The following is an 18184-nucleotide window of genomic DNA, read 5'->3' as shown; positions in this document are numbered from 1 at the left end:
TTCGGGGTCAGCCCGACGACGCTACTGCACATTGACGACCTATCCAGGTGACATGGCAGAACCAGGTCTGTTGTCCAACTCTTGGCAAATCGCCACGCGAGCGCCGCAGACGAGAGACCATGGATGGCGGCTCACCGGAGAGCGAGGTACACACGCCTCCTTGACCATCCCTTGACGTTCATTTGGTCAAAGAACAAGCGAGCGCATACCTTGTTCACTGCGATCGGGCTTTAACCCGTGACCATCTCACAGCGGCATTGACGGCCACCCCCCAGGGTCGTCGCGGCCACGAAGGGAAGTCCAGGCGTGAACGAATCCGAGTCGAACAGTCGACGCCGGGCGCCAAGCCCTGCCTCCTGGCTGAACCTCGCTGAGTGGTCACTGCGTCGCAAGGTGGCCATCGTCCTTCTCATCCCCGTGCTGCTCGCCGCCATCTTCGGCGGACTGCGCGTGCGGTCCGAGCTGGCCGACTCCAGCCGCTACTCCGAGGCCAAGTCACAGGTCAGCGTGCTGGATCCCGCCCTGCGCTACCTCGCCTCCAGCGAGAACCTCGCCGTGCTGAGCACCACCTCCGGCAGCGAGCCCCGCGTCGTCCAACGACAGCGGACCATCTTCGATCGCGCCAAGGACGACCTCGGCAAGGCCGCCGGCAACGCCAGCCTGACCAGCGCCCAGTCTCGCGAGATCCAAGCCGCGCTCGGGCTGAGCAGCGGCATCACCGGCATCACGGTCGACACCCCGCCGAGCGACACCCTGCAGCGGGTGGACGACGTCGGTAGCCACATCACCGCGGTCATCAACAGCATCTCCGCCACCCAGCCTCGGCCGGACACGCGGCTGTCCGCTCTGACCGACCTCCTCTCCGGTCGCCGCTCGCTCGCGACGCAGCGCATCATGATCGCGACCCGCAGCAACAACCCGTCGCTCGCCGAGACCGTCACCCTGTCCGGCGTGATGGGCGAGGAGACCAGCTCGATCGACAACCTCGCCGCTCGCATCGGCGAGAACGACCCGCAGGTCATCACCCTGCGTCGCCAGAACTCCGCACGCCTCGCGGCCGCCGCTGACGACAGCCCCGCGACGACCCTCCCGGGAGTCGACGCCTCTGTCGGCGCCTACCAAGAGGTGTCCAACATCCTGATCAACGGCGTCGCCTCGACCAGCAGCAAGCGCGAGTCGAGCGCACGTGACAGCGCGCTGCGTGACGCCGCCATCATCATCATCGCGCTGATCGCCGCGTTGGCCCTCGGCCTGCTCGTCGCCCGCATGCTGATCAAGCCGATCCGCCAGGTCCGCCGCGGCGCGCTCGACATCGCCAACAAGCGGCTGCCCGCCGCGGTCGAGCAGATCCGCTCCGGCAAGGAGCCGCCGGCCCTGGAGCCGCTCCCCGTCAACACCCACGAAGAGATGGGTCAGCTGGCCCGAGCCGTCGATGACATGCACCGGCAGGCACTGCACCTGGCCTCCGAGCAGGCCCGCCTGCGCACGCAGGTGGGCAACATGTTCGAGACCATGTCGCGCCGCAGCACCTCGCTGGTCAACCAGCAGCTCGGTCTCATCGAGTCCCTCGAGAACGACGAAGAGGACCCGCGACGCCTTGAGAGCCTGTTCAAGCTGGACCACCTGGCCGCCCGGATGCGCCGCAACGGCGAGAGCCTTCTCGTGCTCGCGGACGCACCCAACCGCAGCACGAGCGGTAGCGACATCTCGCTCGCGGACGTGCTGCGCGCCGCGCTCTCCGAGGTGCAGGACTACCAGCGAGTGCAGCTGGGCTCGACGCCCGACCAGCTGATCAAGGGCTCGGCGGCCTCGGACATGGTCCACCTGTTCGCCGAGCTGATCGACAACGCGCTGGCCTACTCGCCGCCGCACACCAACGTCCGGGTGACCGGCGCCCGTGCCGCTGATGGCGGCACGCTCATCGAGGTCGACGACTCCGGTCTCGGCATGGCGCAGGACACCATCGACCAGTACAACGCCTCACTGAAGTCCGGCGGCGAGGTCACCCCCGACACGGCCCGTCACATGGGTCTGTTCGTGGTCAGCCGGCTGAGCACGACGCACGAAGTCGTGGTCCGCCTCTACGGCAACGAAGACGGCGGCACGACGGCCTCGATCTTCATCCCGGAGGAGCTGCTGACCCAGCGCGAGCGGCGCGAACCCACGGGTCCGATCACGCAGCGCCCGCGCTCCGTGGACACTGATCCGGTGACCCACGACCGTGACGCAGCCAGCGTTGGTTCCGGCCCCACCCTCGTGAGCCTCAGCAGTGGCGCTTCCGGCGCCAGCTCCAGCCTGGCGTCCGCTCGCTCGGAGAGCCGCTCGCAGGCCGCGACGCTGTCATCCGGTCTGCCCAAGCGGCGACCGGGCGCCACCGGCGCCGGCCAGATGGGGTCGATCTCGACCCTCCGTCCGATCTCGGAACGGGACGCCGAGCCGGAGCGTGCGACGTCGTACGACTTCGGCAGGACCTCGGACCTCGACAGGACCTCGGACTTCGGCAGCAGCTCAGACCTCGGGAGCACGTCGAGCTACGGCTCGAGCGACACGAGCAGCACCTCGTACGACGTCCTCGGCTCCTCCGACGCCAGCGCCAGCGGCCTCCCGACCCGCCCTACCGGCGCGGATGTGGAGTCCGACGGGTTCCCGAGCGTGTTCGAGTGGGACCAGTTCAAGCCGAGCGAGCCGTTGCTGCCGCGGACCGACGACGACACCGAGATCCGCGTCTCGCCGTCCAACACCTCGGCCTTCTTCTCGGCCCGCAGCCAGGTCATCGAGGCACCGGCAGCGGTGCCGGCACCGGCGCCGGCCGAGGCGTGGACCGACGCGCCGGCCGAGCCGATGGAGATCGAGGACTTCCCGACCGATGAGGCTCCGGCCAAGCTCGAGGACAGCCCGATCTTCGCGAGCATGCAGTCGCAGTGGCTGTCCGACGACGACTCCGCCAGCACGCTGCCCTGGGCCTCCACCGAGGTCGACACGGGTTGGCAGGCCGCCGACCGGGCGAGCGACATCGCGCCCGCGGCCGAGACGACCGTGTCCGGTCTGCCGCGTCGCCGCCCCGGCGAGTACCTCGTACCCGGCAGCGTCGAGCTGGACGGCAAAGCCGATCTCAGCCGCGATCCACAGGCGATCCGGGACAAACTCAACAGACATCTGGCCGGAGTTAGCCGCGGGCGGTCCCGGGCGAGCCACACTGTGAGCGATCCACGTTCCGAATCCTTTGAGCAGACAGGGCGAGCATGACCAACTACACCGGCGCGACTGAGCAGCGCAGCCTCGACTGGCTCGTGTCCAAGTTCGTCGATGACGTCCCCGGGGCAGCGCATGCCGTCCTGGTGTCAGCCGACGGACTTCTCATGGCTGGCAGTGCGCGCCTTCCCGCCGATCGTGCCGAGCAGATGGCCGCGGTCTCATCGGGGCTGGCCAGCCTGGCCACGGGGGCGGCGCGACTCTTCGACGGCGGCACGGTGCTGCAGTCCATCGTCGAGATGCAGCGCGGATACCTCTTGCTGATGAGCGTCGGTGACGGCTCCCACCTCGCGGTGCTCACCGTCGAGTCGGCCGACATCGGCCAGGTCGGCTACGAGATGGCCGTCCTCGTCGAGCGAGTGGGCCGCATGATCCAGGCCGAGGCTCGAGGGCCTCAGCTCTTGTGATGGAACGCTATGGCAACACGTGACCCTGCACCCGAAGACGACGCGCCCCAGGCGCGAATCGTCCGGCCCTATGCCCTGACCTCAGGACGTACGCGGGCCAACGTCGACCTGCCCGTCGAGGCGACGTTGCAGCTCCAGCCGTCCGCCTGGGACCAGGACTGGCCTGAGGACGACCTGACGACCAGGATTGTCGCTGTGTGCGAAGCGAGTCCGTCGGTTGCCGAGGTGTCCGCCAAGGTCGGGGCACCCCTGGGTGTTGTCCGTGTGTTGCTGGGCGACCTCATCGAATCCGGTCACATCCGGGTCCAAACCACGCTTTCTGAAACCTCGTCCGTCGACGAGCGTCATGACCTCATCGAAAGGACCCTCCGTGGACTACGGGCGATCTAGCCACGCTGCCTCGGCATCCGCGTCGACCAAGATTGTGGTCGCCGGCGGATTCGGCGTGGGCAAGACCACTCTTGTCGGAGCTGTCTCCGAGATCGTGCCGCTGCGCACCGAGGCGCTGGTCACCAACGTCTCCGCCGGCACCGACGACCTCGCGGCGACGCCGTCGAAGTCGACGACCACTGTCGCGATGGACTTCGGTCGCATCACGCTGGCCGACGACCTCGTGCTCTACCTCTTCGGCACTCCTGGACAGCGCCGGTTCTGGTTCATGTGGGACGACCTGGTCCGCGGCGCGATCGGTGCGATCGTCATCGTCGACACCGCCCGTCTGGACGAGGCGTTCTCGGCGATCGACTACTTCGAGGCCAAGGGTCTGCCGTTCATCGTCGCCGTCAACGAGTTCGACGGCACCCAGCGCTACCCCGTCGACGAGGTCGCCGAGGCGCTCGCTCTCCCGTCACACGTGCCGATCATGCCGATCGACGCGCGCGACCGTGAGTCGGCCAAGTCTGCCCTCGTGCGGGTCACCGAGTTCGCGCTGCAGCAGCTCTCGACGGCGACGCGTCCGGTCGGCGCCTCGCCGGCCAGCCCCGACGCCTGATCCTCACGCCTCGGGGAGTCGCGGGGGTCTGGTCCGATAGGTCGGCGGTGTCTCGCTGAGCCGGATCGGGTGGGACACCTGCCGCACTCCCTCGACGTCTGTGACGGGTTGCAGACCGAGCTGCTCGGCGAAGGCGAACGCCTCATCGAGTGCGTTCACCGGACCAGCGGGTACGCCGGCCGCCGCCAACCGCTCCGACCACACGTCGGCCGCGTGCTGGGTCAGGTGTGCTTCCAGCAGCTCTCGGAGCTCGTCGGCGTGCGCGACACGGTCGGCATTGGTCCCGAAGCGCTCATCGCTCGCCAAGCCTGGATCGCCGAGGACCGTTGCCAGAGAGCCGAACTGGCGATCGTTGCCCACGGCGAGGACGAGCGGCCGGTCAGCGGTGGCGTACACCGCGTAGGGCACGATCGAGGGGTGCGCGTTGCCGGTCGGCTGGGGTACGACGCCGGTCAGCAGGTGGGCGGACGCCTGGTTGGCCAGCGCGGACAGCGCCGAGCTGAGCAGGTTGACCTCGACCCGTTGACCCTCGCCCGTGCGGTCCCGATGGCGCAGCGCGGCAAGGATGCCGACGGCCGCGTGCAGCCCGGTGATGATGTCGATCAGCGCGACACCGACCTTGGTGGGCTCGTCCGGTGAGGGGCCGGTCACCGACATCAGACCGCTCACGCCCTGCACCAGCAGGTCGTAGCCCGGCAACGTCGAGTCACGGCCGAATCCCGTGATGCTGCAATAGATCACGTCATCGTTGACGGCCCGAGCATGGTCGTAGCCGAGCCCGAGACGGTCCATCGCACCGGGCAGGAAGTTCTCCACCACGACATCGGCCTCGGCGATGAGATCCGTTGCGGCAGAACGGCCTTCGTCGGTCCGCAGGTCGAGCACCCGCGAGGACTTGTTGCGGTTGACCGACAGAAAGTAGGTCGCCTCACCGTCCTCGGTGAACGGCGGACCCCACTGGCGGGTGTCGTCCCCGGTCCCCGGCCGCTCGACCTTGACCACCTCGGCGCCGAGGTCGGCCAGCAGCATGGTGGCGTACGGCCCCGCCAGCACCCGACCGAAGTCGGCGATGACGAGGCCGGACAGCGACCCTTCTTGCGCGGGAGACGTCACCCGGTGACGGGACCCGTGGTCGTGCCCGTCGCGCCAAACGCCTCAGCTGCGGGCACGCCCGCTGCCAGGGCGAGGCTCAGGCGTACCCGCGCCTTCAGCGGATCGAGAGCACCCGCCCGGATCAGGCCCGCGCCGAGGAGCGCGACCTCGCTGCCCGGATAGCCGTACGTCTTCGACAGGATCTCGCCGGCTCCGGTCCGTGAGGCGAGCACGACCGGGACCTTGTCGGCCAGGCCGCGCAGCGGGTCGACCCACTCGAGGGCGACGTGGCCGCCGCCCATCGCAGCCAGCACGACGCCCTGGTAGGCGAGCACCGGCAGCGCCCGCAGGATGCGGCCGTCATCGCCGAGCGTCATCGTGACGAGCGCGACCGGCGGGATGTCGGCATCGCTCGCCACCTTGAGGGCGGGCACCCGCTCCACGCGGAGCGCGAAGTGCACCCGGTCCTCGATGAGCCAGCCGATCCGGCCAGCTGCCGGCGACTGGAAGGTGGCCACGTTGCTGGTGTGCGTCTTGCTGACGTAGCGGGCGGCGTGCACCTCATCGTTCAGCACAACGAGTACGCCCTGATCGCGCGCCTGCTCGTCGGCGGCCGTGCGGACCGCGGCCATCAGGTTGGCCGCGCCGTCCGGGCTCAGCAGCGACGGGTTGCGCATCGCGCCGGTGAAGACCACGGGCTCGGGGCGGTCCCAGAGGACGTCGAGGGCGTACGACGTCTCCTCCAGTGAGTCGGTGCCCTGGGACACGACGACTCCGGTGGCGCCGGCCTCGACCGCGGCGAGTGCCGCGTCACGCAGCTGCAGCACGTGGCTGAGTGAGAGGCGCGCCGAGCTGACCTTCATGAGGTCCTCGGCCTTGACGACCGCGATGTCCTCGAGACCGGGGATGCCGGCCGCGATCTGGGCCGCCGAGAGACCGGGCTGAGCCGGCTCTCCCGGCGCGGGCGGCACGCTGGCGATGGTCCCGCCTAGCGCGAAGTAGGCGACCTGCGGTGTGCGGGGCTGATCATTCACCGAAAAGCCTCGGCTCCGGTCAGAGCCTTGCCGATGACGAGCTGATGCACTTCTGATGTCCCTTCGTAGGTGAGGACGGACTCGAGGTTGTTGGCATGTCGAATCACGGGGTATTCCAACGTGATTCCGTTGGCGCCCAGGATGGTGCGGCACTCGCGCGCGATCTTGATGGCCTCGCGGGTGTTGTTGAGCTTGCCGACGCTGACCTGCGCTGCGTCGACGTGGCCAGCGTCCTTCAGGCGGCCGAGGTGGAGCGCGAGCAGCTGTCCCTTGCCGAGCTCGAGCGCCATGTCGGCGAGCTTGGCCTGGGTCAGCTGGTAGGACGCGAGCGACTTGTCGAAGACCAGCCGATCCTGGGCGTACGCGATCGTGGTCTCCAGGCAGTCACGCGCCGCACCCATCGACCCGAAGATGATGCCGAAGCGCGCCTCGTTCAGACAGCCCAGCGGACCGGACAGGCCACGGGCGCCGGGGAGCATCGCGGACTTCGGCAGGCGTACGTCCTCGAGGACCAGCTCGGCGGTCACGGACGCGCGCAGCGACATCTTCTTGTGGATCTCGGGCGCGGAGAAACCCTTGGTGTCGGTCGGGACGACGAAGCCGCGCATCTTGTCGTCGGTCTGCGCCCAGACCACCGCGACATCGGCGACCGCACCGTTGGTGATCCACATCTTGGTGCCGTTGAGGACCCAGTCGTCGCCGTCCTGCTTGGCGCGTGTGCGCATGCCGCCGGGGTTGGACCCGAAGTCCGGCTCGGTCAGCCCGAAGCAGCCGATCACCTCGCCTTTTGCCATGCGAGGTAGCCACTCCTGCTTCTGCTCCTCGGACCCGTAGGCGTGGATCGAGTACATCGCCAGCGAACCCTGCACCGACACCAGGCTGCGGATCCCGGAGTCGCCGGCCTCCAGCTCTTGGCACGCCAGGCCATACGTCGTCGCGCTCATGCCCGCGCAGCCGTAACCCTCGAGGTGCATCCCGAGGACGCCGAGCTCGCCCAGCTCCTTGGTCAGCTCGCGGGCCGGAACCTTGCCGGTGTCGAACCAGTCCGCGATGTGCGGCCGGACCCGCTGATCGACGAAATGCCGCACGGCCTTGGCGATCTCGCGTTCGTCGTCATGAATCAGACTGTCGATCGCGAAGAGCTGCTCAAGTGTTTGTGCCATGGGTCTCATCATCCCGTACGCGGGTCCGCAACTCTCCCGAACCCTCACCCTTGTCTCGTGCTCAGCCGACATGGCCGGTCACGTTCACGTTGGCGCGTCGCCGTCCGGCCCGCGAACCCTTTGCGTCCGCAAAGTGACTCGCTAACTCGAGGGTGACCCTCCTCGAGGGGAGACATCTGCGAGGTAGCGAGTCACCTGGCTTGGCCAATCACGCTGTCCACAGGGCCAACCGGACCCACGGCCGAATTCCGCCAGGCTCTGACCATGCCCGACACCGACGACGATGCCGCTCTCGGGACCCTTGCGTTGCGACCGGAGCGATTGTTCGTCCCCGCGGACGCACGGCGCCTTGGCATCCGCAAGGACGACCTGCGTGCCTGGGTCCGTCGTGGCATGGTGCGACATCTCGGCCGCGGGGTGTACGCCGTGGGCGAGGCACCCGAAGGACCCGAGGAGGCGCATCGTCAGCTCATCAAGGCGCTCCTCCTCGGCCATCCGACGGCCGTCGCCAGCCACCACTCGGCACTCGTCCTGCACGGCCTCGATGTCTATGGCGTGGACCTCGCGACGGCGTACGCGACGTGGACCAACGACGGTCCCACTCGCACGCGCGGTGCCTTCCGGACGATCCGGACCACTCGCCCGCCGGAGGTCAAGGCCGTCGATGGGTGGGCGACGGTGACGCCGGCCTGGGCAATCGCTCAGACTGCCGCACGCTTCGGGGTCGTAGCTGGCGTCGTCTCTGCCGACCATGCACTTAAGCGCAAGCTGGTCACGATGGACGACCTCATCTACGCGGTGGCCGAGCACGAGGAGACGATGGGCGTCGGCAGGATGCGCGCGATGCTCGATCGGTGCGACGGGTCGAGCGAGTCAGTCGGTGAGTCACGACTGCGACTGATCTGCGAGGACTCGGGATCGCGGTCGAGCCACAGTTCCGCGTCCTCCGCGGGAGTCGAGTGATCGCGCGAACTGACTTCCGGGTCAAGGGAACTCGGCTACTCATCGAGTTCGACGGGTTGAAGAAGTATCGAGCGGCCGAAGGTCAGGACGTGCTCGAGAAGGAGAAGCTGCGTGAGGATGACTGCCGGCGACTTCGTTGGGACTTCGAACGGTTCATCTGGGCCAACCTCGACTCACCCGCGCTCATTCACCGTCGACTGACGGAGGGAGTCCAGCGGTGTGCCGAGGCAGCGTGAGGCGGTCCGGTTGCAGTCGCAAAGTGACTCGCCAACTCTCAGGTGACCCTCATCGAGGGGAGACATCTGCGAGGTAGCGAGTCACTTTGCGACAGCGAACAGTAGGAGTAGTGCGCGAGCGAACGGCCACGGGAGGGTGGGTGGGGCGTACGCGAGGTGAGCGGACGCCCGCTCGGTCTTCCGGCGCGCGGGGAGGGGTGGGCGGGGGCGTACGACGGTCAGGCGGCTCCGGCGGCGGTGCCGACTCCGGGGCGGATCGCCTCGCCGGGCCGGACGAAGCGCATCTCGTCCGTCGGCTTGGCCCGACGCATGTCCAACGAGTCGAGCAGGAAGTTCTGCCGGACCAGCCATGGCGCCTTGTCGCCCCGCTTCGGGAACTTGGCCATCGACCGCTGCACGTAACCCGACGTCAGGTCGAGGACCGGCCCCGGCGTCAGCTGTCCGCTCACCCGCGGGTAGGCGAAGGCGAAGCCGTTGTCGCTGACCTGGTTGACGAACTTGCAGAAGAACGTCGCTGACAGGTCGGCCCGCAGTGTCCAGGACGCGTTGGTGTAGCCGATCGCGATCGCGGCGTTGGGTACGCCCTCGAGCATGCAGCCGCGGTAGACGTAGTGCGCGCCGTAGTCGACCTTCTCGCCGTCGATGTCCAGTGTCGCGCCACCGGCCATCTGCATGGCCAATCCCGTTGCGCTCACAACGATGTCGGCCTCGAGGACCTCGCCAGAGCTGGTCCGGATGCCCTCGGGGACGAACGTGTCGATCGTGTCAGTGACGATGCTCGCGCCGCCCTCGCGCAGCGTCGCGAACAGGTCGCCGTCGGGGATGATGCAGACGCGCTGGTCCCAGGGCTTGTAGGGCGGCTGGAAGTCCTTGGGGTCGTACGCCGCCGAGCCGCGCATCGCGATCCGCGGTCCCGCGGTCAGCACCTTGGTCGCGGTCCGGGGCATCCGCCGCGAGAACTGGTAGAACGCGATCGTCTTGACCGCGTTGCTCCACCGGTTGAACGTGTGCGCTGCCTGCGCGTGAGGCAGCTTGCGGGCGAGGTTGGCGATGGGGTCCTTGGCCGGCAGCGGCAGGATGTAGGTCGGTGTCCGCTGCAGCATCGTGACGTGCTCGGTGCCCTGCGCGACCAGCGCCGGGATGAGTGTCACCGCGGTCGCGCCGGAGCCGATCACCACGACCTTCTTGCCTGCGACGTCGAGGCCCTCCGGCCAGAACTGCGGGTGGATCAGCTCACCTTGGAACGACTCACGTCCCGGGAACTCCGGCGTGTAGCCCTCGGCGTAGTTGTAGTAGCCCGACGCGAAATAGACGAAGCTCGACGTCACCTGGCCGGCGCCCTCCGCCGTCTCGAGATCGAGGGTCCACGTCGCGTCCTCGGACGACCACGAACCGTGAGCAACCTTGGTGCCGAAGCGAATTCGCTGGTCGATGCCGTGCTTGGCGGCCGTGTCCTTGACGTACTGGAGGATGTCGGCGCCGTCCGCGATCGACTTCTCCCCACGCCACGGCTCGAACGGGAAGCCCAGCGTGAACATGTCCGAGTCCGAGCGCAGCCCGGGGTACTTGAACAAGTCCCAGGTGCCGCCCAACGACTCACGGGCCTCGACGATCAGATAGCTCTTGCCGGGCGACATGGTCTGCAGCCGGTAGGCAGCACCAATGCCGGAGATGCCTGCGCCGACAATGACGACGTCGTAGTGCTCGGTGTCCTGCATCGCTGTCTCCCTCATCCTGTGACCTACGCCACGGTAACTTACGGCCGGCCAGAACGGGAGAGGGTCAGCGACGGATCAAGCGCCGCCGATGGCGTACGCGAGGACGAACAGCAGGAAGCCCACCGTCCCGATTCCGCCGATGACGATGCCCGCGATGGCCATACCGCGGCCTTCCTTCTGGCCCGGGCCAGTTTCATTGAGCGCCACGATGCCCAGGACCAGGCCGATGATGAAGGTCAGGCACGTCACGAACCCCGCGAGGCTGCACACGAGGGCCGCGATCGCCATCCCCGACGTGCCCGGCGCAGTGGGATAGCCGCCGTACGACGGGTAGGTCGGCTGGCCGTAAGGACTCTGCCCGTAGGGACCCGGCTGGCCGTACGTGGGTGGCTGGCTGCCGTACGCCGGTGGCGGGGTGTCGTACGGCTGCTGGCCGTAGGCCGACTGGCCGGACGCCGGAGGCTGGCTGCCGTACGCCGGAGGCTGGCTGCCGTACGCCGGAGGCTGGCTGCCGTACGCCGGAGGCTCGGGCGGGCGCTGCGGTATCGACCCGGGAGCGGGCGGTGCGTAGGGGTCGGCCGGTTCGGTGCCCGGCTGGGCGGCGCTCAGGGCGAAGCCGCAGGCAGGACAGTGGGAGGCGTCGGGCGGAACCGTACGGCCGCAGCTGGGACAGGCGATCACGGCGTCAGTCTGACTCATCGGTCGCGTCGACCCGCGTCACATCCACCGCGACCTCGAGCTTGGACGACGGCGACTCGGTGAAGATGACGCCCTTGAGCGGCGACACGTCGCGGAAGTCGCGGCCCCACGCAGTGACGATGTAGCGGGAGTCGGCGAGGTGGTCGTTGGTCGGATCCATGTCGATCCACCCGCCTCCGGGCACCATCGCCGCGGCCCACGCGTGCGAGGCGTCGGAGCCCGCGAGCTTGGGTTTGCCGGGCGGCGGCTGGGTCTCGATGTAGCCGCTGACATAACGCCCGGGCAGCCCGATCGAGCGCAAGCAGCCGACCGCGAGGTGGGCGAAGTCCTGGCAGACGCCTTCCTTCTTGTCGAGCAGCTCGGGCAGCGTGGTCTTGACCGAGGTGGCGCCCTTGGCATAGCTGAAGTCGGCGAAGATCGTGCGGGTCAGATCGACGAGCGCGTCCCCCAGCGGCTTGTCCGCGGTGAGGATGCGGGCGGCGTACGCGTGGACCGACGGCGCGAGATCGACCAGCGCCGACGGCAAGAGGTACGACGTCCGCTCCACCGGGTCGGCATCGTCGCGCAGCGTGGCGACCGCCTGAGCGACGGTGTGCTGATTGAGCTGGTCGAGGTCGGCGCGCGGCCAGTCGACGTCGACGAGTGACGTCTTGGTGACGGACAACTCGGTGTGCGGGGTGCGTACCTCGACGTAGTGGCTGTGGTTGCCGAAGTGGTCGACGTGGTCGGCCATCAGGTCCGGCTCGGGCGTGACCTCGATGTCGTTGGAGATGACGTGCTGGCTCGGGGTGTCACGGGGGCGCAGGCAGCCGCGTTCGTAGCAGCCGGTGACGTCTTCCTCGTAGAGGTAGGTCGTCCGGTGCCGCACCTGGTAGCGGCGCGGCTCGAAATCCGCGTCAGCCTGATTGCCCATGTCAGTGGGCCTCCAGTCGAGCGAGCGTCCACTCGGTGAGGTGGGTGCGCTGGGTCGCCTTGCGGACGAAGTGGTGGCGGCTGATCGCATCGGCCAGGCCGCGCAGGTCGTGGTCGAGCCCGCCCAGCAGCTCGGCCAGCCCTGCTCGGCCGGAGCCGGCAAGGTGCACCACGTCCGCGTGCTGCAACCGCTGCGCCACTTCACTGCTGAGGGCCGCCTGCGCCTCGTCGCCGATGAGGGTGAGGTCCTCGCCCAGCCGGTCGAGCTGGTAGGCGACCGACCGCGGATTGAGCCGGTCGAGCAGCAGCAGGTCGAGCGCCGACTGCACCGGGGACGCAGGTCCGAGACCGGACGCCGACCGGCGTCGGTGGGTGATCACGCTCTCGCCCGCGACGAGCACGGACTCGGTGATCTGCCCCTCGATGACGGGCGAGCGCTCGAGCGCGAGTGTGGCCTGGAGCAACGACACCGTGAGCTGGGCGCGCTCCACGCGGCCACCGGCGTCGATGTAGGCCCAGGTCCGGTCGCGGATCATGCTCTGCGCGACCACACCGGCCAGTGCGAGCAACGACTCCAGCAGCTGCTCGAGGAGCGCCTGCAGCTGCGACTCGTCGGACTCCTCGGCCGCGAGCGTCTGCTCGAGGCGGCTGAGCACGGGCCAGGTGTCGAGGGAGAGCTGGTCGCGGACTTGCTGGGCCGCCTGCACCAGTCGGACGACGGCGAAACCGACACTGCCCGGCGTACGACGGTCGGTCACCAATGCGCGGAGCCGCGGGACGGGTGGTGCCTCGGTGTCCTCGGGGGCCTCCCACGGGACGGTCGTGACGGTGGCGACGGCCTCGAGGATCGCGGTCATCGCAGCAGCACCGAGCGAACCCGGACGGCCCGCGAAGTCCTCGGTCAGGTCATCGGCGACCTTGAGCAGGCGGGCCGTGCTCTCGGCGCGCTCGGCGTAGCGCCCGATCCAGAAGAGGTCCTCGGCCACGCGCGGGGCCATGCCCGCCGTCGGTGCTGCGGACGGGTGAGCCACGACACGGTCGCTCAGCCGTTGGGTCCAGGGCTCCGCGGACGGCTCGGAGGCGGCGCGTACCCAGACGTCCTTGGCGAGCGCACCGGTGCCACCGGTGACGAGGTGCTGGCCGATGTCCGTGGCAACGCGACCGAGCCCGCCGGGCATGAACGTGTAGCTGCCGCCCTGCGCGACGGCGAACGTGCGCAGCACCAGACGCCGCGGCTCCAGACCGCGACGGGTGACCACAGGCGCGGACGACGAGGGCACGACCTCTTGAGCGGTCCACGCCCACGGCTGCGCCTCGACCCGGCGCCGCAGGTCGTCCAGCTCGGCCTTGCTCAGGGTCCAGCCGAACTCGCTCTCGCTGTGCACGTCGCGGGAGATGGGCTTGACCACGAGCTCGTCGAGATGGGCCAGCACGTGCGAGCGCTCGGTGTCGTCACCGCACCACCATGACGGCGGCGCAGGCAGGGTGAGGTCTTCGCCCAGCACCTCGCGGGCGATGTCACCGAGGAAGTGCTGGAGCCCGGGATTTTCGAGGACGCCAGCGCCGATCGGGTTGACGACGGCGACCGTCCCGCGGCGGGTGGCCTCGATCAAGCCAGGCACTCCGAGCTGCGAATCCGTCCGCAGCTCAAGGGGATCCGACCATTCGGCGTCGACTCGACGAAGGATCACGTCGACCGGCTCTAGCCGGCCGGTGCTGCGCACCCAGACCCGCCCGTCGCGCATGGTGAGGTCATCGGCCTCGACCAGCGGGAAGCCGAGCAGGGTCGCGGTGAACGCCTGGTCGAACGCGGTCTCACTGCCCGAACCGGGGCTCAGCAGCACGACGCGCGGCGCCTCGCTGGTCTCGGGTGCGACGTCCTGCAGGGCGACCCGCATGGTGTGGAAGAAGCTCCGCAGGCGCGCGAGATCGGTGCCGCGGTGCAGCGCCGGCATCGTGCGCGTGATGATGCGCCGGTTGGCCATGGCGTAGCCGGCTCCGGACGGTGCCTGGGTGCGGTCGGCGATGACCTGCCACTGGCCGTCGGCGCCGCGGGCGAGGTCGGTCGCGGTCATGAAGAGCTGTTGAGCACTCGGCAGTCGCACCCGGTCGACCTGACGGATGAAACCCCTCTGGCCGAGCACGACCTCGGGCGGCACGACGCGACGGTGCAGCAGCGTCCGCTCGCCGTAGAGGTCGGACAGCACCAGGTCGAGCAGGTGGGCACGCTGCGCCAGACCGGCCTCGAGATCGGCCCACTCCTGGGCGCCGAGAATGACGGGCAGCGGGTCGAGGTGCCAGTTGTTGCCCTGTCGGCCGTCCTCGGCGCTGCCGTAGGTGACGCCGTCGCTCTGCACGAACCGCTTGGCCCGCGCCGCGCGCGTCAGCAGGCCGGTCGTGCCCATCCCTTCGATGGTGTCGGCCAAGGCCTCGTGCTCGGGGCGTACGCCGTCCGGTCCGAACAGCTCATCGACGATCGGCTGGGCGTCCGGTCCGGGGTGAATCGCCTGAGACGCCAACAGCTCCCGGTAGGCGTCCAGCGCGCCACCGGAATCGGCGTTGACCTCGGCTGACATCTCAGTGAGCGTAGGCGGTGGCCCGGACAGCGCCCGAGCCCCCACGCGGAAGTGGCCCAGATCACCTGCCGGACAACCGGCGTACGACGTGCTTGACCAACCGTTGGCCGGGTCTTGGCGAAGGTGTCAGATGGAGTTGGCCAGCCGATGGGGTGCGGCTCGGGAGCGTGGAGGTATGACACGGACACGCAACACCCTGGGTGCCATCTTGACCGTGCTCCTCCTTGCGGTCACCTTCCCATCACAGGCCAGCGCTACCCCGCCAGGCATTCCGTCGACCTCCACCGCGAAGTCGTACCTCGCCTCACTCACCGTGAAGACCGAGGGCTCCATGACCGGCTACAGCCGCGACAAGTTCCCCCACTGGATCACCATCGAGGGCACGTGTGACACCCGTGAGGAGGTGTTGAAGCGTGACGGCACCGGCGTCAGCGTCGATTCCGCCTGCAAGGCCACCGACGGCTCCTGGTACTCCGAGTACGACGGAGTCACCACCTCCGACCCCGGCACCTTCGACATCGATCACGTGGTCCCGCTCGCCGAGGCTTGGCGCTCCGGCGCGTCCGGCTGGACGACCGCCAAGCGCCAGGACTTCGCCAACGACCTCGAGCACTCCCAGCTGATCGCGGTCTCCGCGTCCTCCAACCGGTCCAAGGGCGACCAGGACCCGTCGACCTGGCAGCCCACCCGGACGGCGTACCGCTGCACCTACGCCAAGATCTGGGTCGCCTCGAAGCACGCCTGGGGCCTGTCCGCCCAGCAGGCCGAGGTCGACGCCCTCACCACTCTCCTGAACGGATGCTCCTCATGACCGCGCTCTCCACCACGTTCACGGCGCCTCCCGGCGGGATCATGACCGACGAGGTCGGAGTGGTCACGGGCGAGGTCGAGCTGTCGAGCCAGCTCACCGCGGCCGGTCAAGCGGTCGCCACGGTCCGGTACGCCGGTGCCGAGGAGTGGTACGTCGTCACCGACTCCGCGGGTCCCGCCACCGAGGCCGACCTGCCGGAGTTCCAGCAGAAGGCGGCCGAGAAGTACAGCAAGTCGACCCAGCCGGTGCCCGACCTGTCCTGAACCTTTCCTGACCGGTCAGCACCGACTGGTCGCGCCAGATGCCTCTCTGTCTCGCAGATGACTCTCTTCGATGAGGGTCATCTGCGAGGTGGGGAGGCATCTGGCATCCGTCACCCGGCCCAGAGCTGGTCGAGGTGGCGGTCGAGGGTCTCTTTGGCGCCCTTTCGGGTGAGATCGCGCGGGTAGAGAGTGGCGGCCATCGCGAGCCCGTCCACGAGGGCGGCCAGCCGCTCGACCTCGACCTCGAACTGCGCCGCCGGCCGCGGGCCCGTCGCGCCGACCGCGATGCGGGCGAGCGTCCGCAGACCCTGATGCAGCTCCCGCGCCGCCGGCCGGAGTGATGGCGTCGTGCGAGCGGCCACGTTGTACTCGAGCCAGACCGTCACCTCGCGGGACGTAGTGGCGTTCAGCGGCAGCATCTCGGCGAACATCGCCTTGGCGACGTCGAGCGGTTCGGCGCCGTCGTCCAACTGCGCACGATGCTGCTCGAGACGCGCCGAGACACGATCGATCAGCTCGGTCGCGGCCTCGCTCAGCAGCACCTCCTGGGACGCGAAGTAGTGGCGCACCGAGCCCACCGCCAGGTCAGCCGCCGACGCCACGCGCTGAAGCGAGACCTGCGCGATGCCCTGCTCGACGATCACGTCATAGACCGCATCGAAGACGACGCGGCGACGCTCCTGGGAATCAACGACCTTGGGCATTGGGCCTTTCTAGCACGTCCTTGCTACATTGTTATTTAGCATCATCGTGCTACATCAAAGGAGTTGCCATGTGGACCGTCCTGACCGTGCTCGCCGTCCGTCTCGCGCTGGTTGTCGGAGTCATCGCCGTGCTCGGTCTGATCGCGTACGCCGTCCTGTCCCGCCTGCGTCGCAGTGACCGTTGGCAGGCGACCGGCCGGGACGTCGAGGCCGCGGCCCGCAAGGCTGCGACGTCGTACGCCGATCGCAGCAGCACGCCGGCCTGGCAAGCCGCAGCGGTCCGCTACGGCACCCAGCGCCTTGGCGGCGACGCCTCCTCCGCGCCCACTGCAGAACCGACGCTGAATGGTGATCCGCACTGAGCTGAACGCTCCGTAGCATCGGTTCATGGGGAGACGTACGCAGGTCGGCTGGGGCGCGCTGGGCGTCTTCGCGGTCCTGCTGACCGGTTGCAGCCAGCACGTCGGCAAGGATGCGGTGGCGCAGCAGTTCGACCGGCGGTCGCGCTTGGCGAGCTGCGGATCGGTCAGCCTCCCGATCGGCACCTACGCGCTGTCCGGCCAGCCACTGCGGTGTCTGCGCACCGCGCACGCGGCCTCCCGCGGAGCAGAGGCGACCATGACCTCCCTGACCGACGAGGCCGAGCCCGTTCGCGACCACATCCGAGTGCTCGCCGATGGGCGCATCGAAATCTTCACCGACAACACGTCCATCTCTGGCGGCGGCCCCGGCTGGGCGCGCCGTGTCACCGGCTGCGTCAACGACGGTCAGATCGTCCAGCAAATCTGCTCGCCCGACGCGATCCCTGGCCGCGGGACGCAGCCCTCGCCGTCACCGTCCACCAACCACGTCGAGGTCGACTGGACACGCAGTTACAGCTCCCTGGACCAGCTGGCCGAGAAGAGCACCGAGATCGTGGAGATCGAGGTCGTCGCGGACCCGTCTCCGGAGATTGTCTGGGCCGCCTCACCGGGCACTGAGCCAGCAGCCGACAGCGGTGCCGGCGCTGACAAGGCGACCCTGCTGCGCGCAACTGTTGTGCGGTCATGGGCGGGCACGAAGAAGTCCGGTCAGCAGCTCACGATTCATCAGATGGGCACACCTGCCTCGCCGTTCGCGACGACCGCAGAGGCCGCACACCTCGTGCCCGGCCGTCGATATGCCGTCTATCTCGCACCGTTCTGGTACGAGCGAGGACATGACATCAGGCGGTACATCGTCGTGGGCTCACTGGGTGCGTTCGCGCCGTCTGGAAGCACCTGGGCGCGCATCACGTCCAGAGACGCTGTGCCTCAACGTGTGACGTCGGACCAGATCCGGGCGAGCGTGCCTGCGATGGACCGGGGAGAGCCGGAGTGACTGA

18 protein-coding genes are annotated in these 18184 nt (G+C 68.7%); 10 read left to right on the top strand and 8 right to left on the bottom strand.

Going from position 1 to position 18184, the window contains the following annotated elements; translation table 11 throughout:
* Window positions 1–306: 306 nt before the first annotated feature.
* From VV02_RS03840 to VV02_RS03825, 4 genes are read left to right on the top strand one after another with little or no spacing between them, the layout of a single operon-like run.
* Window positions 307–3246 carry a HAMP domain-containing sensor histidine kinase gene (locus VV02_RS03840; RefSeq protein ID WP_052589973.1) on the top strand — a complete coding sequence of 980 codons (2940 nt, stop codon included), beginning with the start codon at window positions 307–309 and terminating at the stop codon, window positions 3244–3246.
* The gene (locus VV02_RS03835) at window positions 3243–3659 is read left to right on the top strand and encodes a roadblock/LC7 domain-containing protein (protein ID WP_052589971.1); all 417 of its coding nucleotides are present in this window, start codon (window positions 3243–3245) and stop codon (window positions 3657–3659) included. The genes VV02_RS03840 and VV02_RS03835 overlap by 4 nt, the downstream gene beginning before the upstream one ends.
* A 9-nt stretch (window positions 3660–3668) precedes the next feature.
* Window positions 3669–4049 carry a DUF742 domain-containing protein gene (locus VV02_RS03830; RefSeq protein ID WP_052589969.1) on the top strand — a complete coding sequence of 127 codons (381 nt, stop codon included), beginning with the start codon at window positions 3669–3671 and terminating at the stop codon, window positions 4047–4049.
* Window positions 4030–4650: a GTP-binding protein gene (locus tag VV02_RS03825; RefSeq protein WP_052589967.1), complete on the top strand. Its 621-nt coding sequence runs from the start codon at window positions 4030–4032 to the stop codon at window positions 4648–4650. Before VV02_RS03830 ends, VV02_RS03825 begins: the two co-directional genes overlap by 20 nt.
* Before the next feature lie 3 nt (window positions 4651–4653).
* Here VV02_RS03825 and VV02_RS03820 read toward each other — a convergent pair whose 3' ends face one another.
* The 3 genes from VV02_RS03820 to VV02_RS03810 are packed head-to-tail and all read right to left on the bottom strand — an operon-like array spanning window position 4654 to window position 7948.
* Window positions 4654–5763, bottom strand: coding sequence for a CaiB/BaiF CoA transferase family protein (locus VV02_RS03820; protein WP_052589965.1), 1110 nt, complete (start codon window positions 5761–5763; stop codon window positions 4654–4656).
* Window positions 5760–6776, bottom strand: coding sequence for an asparaginase (locus VV02_RS03815; protein ID WP_052589963.1), 1017 nt, complete (start codon window positions 6774–6776; stop codon window positions 5760–5762). The genes VV02_RS03820 and VV02_RS03815 overlap by 4 nt, the downstream gene beginning before the upstream one ends.
* On the bottom strand, window positions 6773–7948 hold the full coding sequence (locus tag VV02_RS03810) for an acyl-CoA dehydrogenase family protein (protein WP_218917484.1): 1176 nt from the start codon (window positions 7946–7948) through the stop codon (window positions 6773–6775). Before VV02_RS03810 ends, VV02_RS03815 begins: the two co-directional genes overlap by 4 nt.
* A gap of 255 nt (window positions 7949–8203) precedes the next feature.
* On the opposite strand from VV02_RS03810, the gene VV02_RS03805 reads away from it, so the two are divergent.
* Window positions 8204–8902, top strand: coding sequence for a type IV toxin-antitoxin system AbiEi family antitoxin domain-containing protein (locus tag VV02_RS03805; protein WP_052589959.1), 699 nt, complete (start codon window positions 8204–8206; stop codon window positions 8900–8902).
* Window positions 8899–9138 carry a hypothetical protein gene (locus VV02_RS03800; RefSeq protein ID WP_052589957.1) on the top strand — a complete coding sequence of 80 codons (240 nt, stop codon included), beginning with the start codon at window positions 8899–8901 and terminating at the stop codon, window positions 9136–9138. Before VV02_RS03805 ends, VV02_RS03800 begins: the two co-directional genes overlap by 4 nt.
* 218 nt (window positions 9139–9356) lie before the next feature.
* Here the strand turns inward: VV02_RS03800 and VV02_RS03795 are convergent, their stop codons facing one another.
* The 4 genes from VV02_RS03795 to VV02_RS03780 all read right to left on the bottom strand — a co-directional run bounded on the left by VV02_RS03795 (window position 9357) and on the right by VV02_RS03780 (window position 15043).
* Window positions 9357–10856 (bottom strand): flavin-containing monooxygenase, encoded by a 1500-nt coding sequence (locus VV02_RS03795; RefSeq protein ID WP_052589955.1) that lies wholly within the window; start codon window positions 10854–10856, stop codon window positions 9357–9359.
* Window positions 10857–10931: 75 nt separating this feature from the next.
* Window positions 10932–11555, bottom strand: a complete 624-nt coding sequence (locus VV02_RS03790) for a DUF4190 domain-containing protein (RefSeq protein ID WP_157063261.1) — start codon at window positions 11553–11555, stop codon at window positions 10932–10934.
* Window positions 11542–12468 (bottom strand): transglutaminase family protein, encoded by a 927-nt coding sequence (locus VV02_RS03785; RefSeq protein ID WP_052589952.1) that lies wholly within the window; start codon window positions 12466–12468, stop codon window positions 11542–11544. The genes VV02_RS03790 and VV02_RS03785 overlap by 14 nt, the downstream gene beginning before the upstream one ends.
* Window position 12469: 1 nt before the next feature.
* Window positions 12470–15043: a circularly permuted type 2 ATP-grasp protein gene (locus VV02_RS03780; protein WP_052589950.1), complete on the bottom strand. Its 2574-nt coding sequence runs from the start codon at window positions 15041–15043 to the stop codon at window positions 12470–12472.
* Between the two features lie 175 nt (window positions 15044–15218).
* On the opposite strand from VV02_RS03780, the gene VV02_RS03775 reads away from it, so the two are divergent.
* A complete protein-coding gene (locus VV02_RS03775; RefSeq protein ID WP_052589948.1) occupies window positions 15219–15854 on the top strand; it encodes an HNH endonuclease family protein in 636 nt (211 codons plus the stop codon).
* Window positions 15851–16117, top strand: coding sequence for a hypothetical protein (locus VV02_RS03770; RefSeq protein ID WP_157063260.1), 267 nt, complete (start codon window positions 15851–15853; stop codon window positions 16115–16117). The genes VV02_RS03775 and VV02_RS03770 overlap by 4 nt, the downstream gene beginning before the upstream one ends.
* Before the next feature lie 110 nt (window positions 16118–16227).
* On the opposite strand, the gene VV02_RS03765 is transcribed toward VV02_RS03770, so the two are convergent.
* Complete coding sequence (locus tag VV02_RS03765; protein WP_052589945.1) at window positions 16228–16821, bottom strand: TetR/AcrR family transcriptional regulator; 594 nt, start codon at window positions 16819–16821, stop codon at window positions 16228–16230.
* Between the two features lie 68 nt (window positions 16822–16889).
* Here VV02_RS03765 and VV02_RS03760 point away from each other — a divergent pair, with 68 nt between their 5' ends.
* Both VV02_RS03760 and VV02_RS03755 read left to right on the top strand, forming a co-directional pair.
* Window positions 16890–17183 carry a hypothetical protein gene (locus tag VV02_RS03760; protein WP_052589943.1) on the top strand — a complete coding sequence of 98 codons (294 nt, stop codon included), beginning with the start codon at window positions 16890–16892 and terminating at the stop codon, window positions 17181–17183.
* Between the two features lie 25 nt (window positions 17184–17208).
* Window positions 17209–18180, top strand: a complete 972-nt coding sequence (locus VV02_RS03755; protein ID WP_052589941.1) for a hypothetical protein — start codon at window positions 17209–17211, stop codon at window positions 18178–18180.
* The last annotated feature ends 4 nt before the right edge of the window (window positions 18181–18184 follow it).

The organism is Luteipulveratus mongoliensis (genome assembly GCF_001190945.1).
Lineage (GTDB): Bacteria > Actinomycetota > Actinomycetes > Actinomycetales > Dermatophilaceae > Luteipulveratus > Luteipulveratus mongoliensis.
This window is presented reverse-complemented; position numbering and strand designations above follow the sequence as displayed.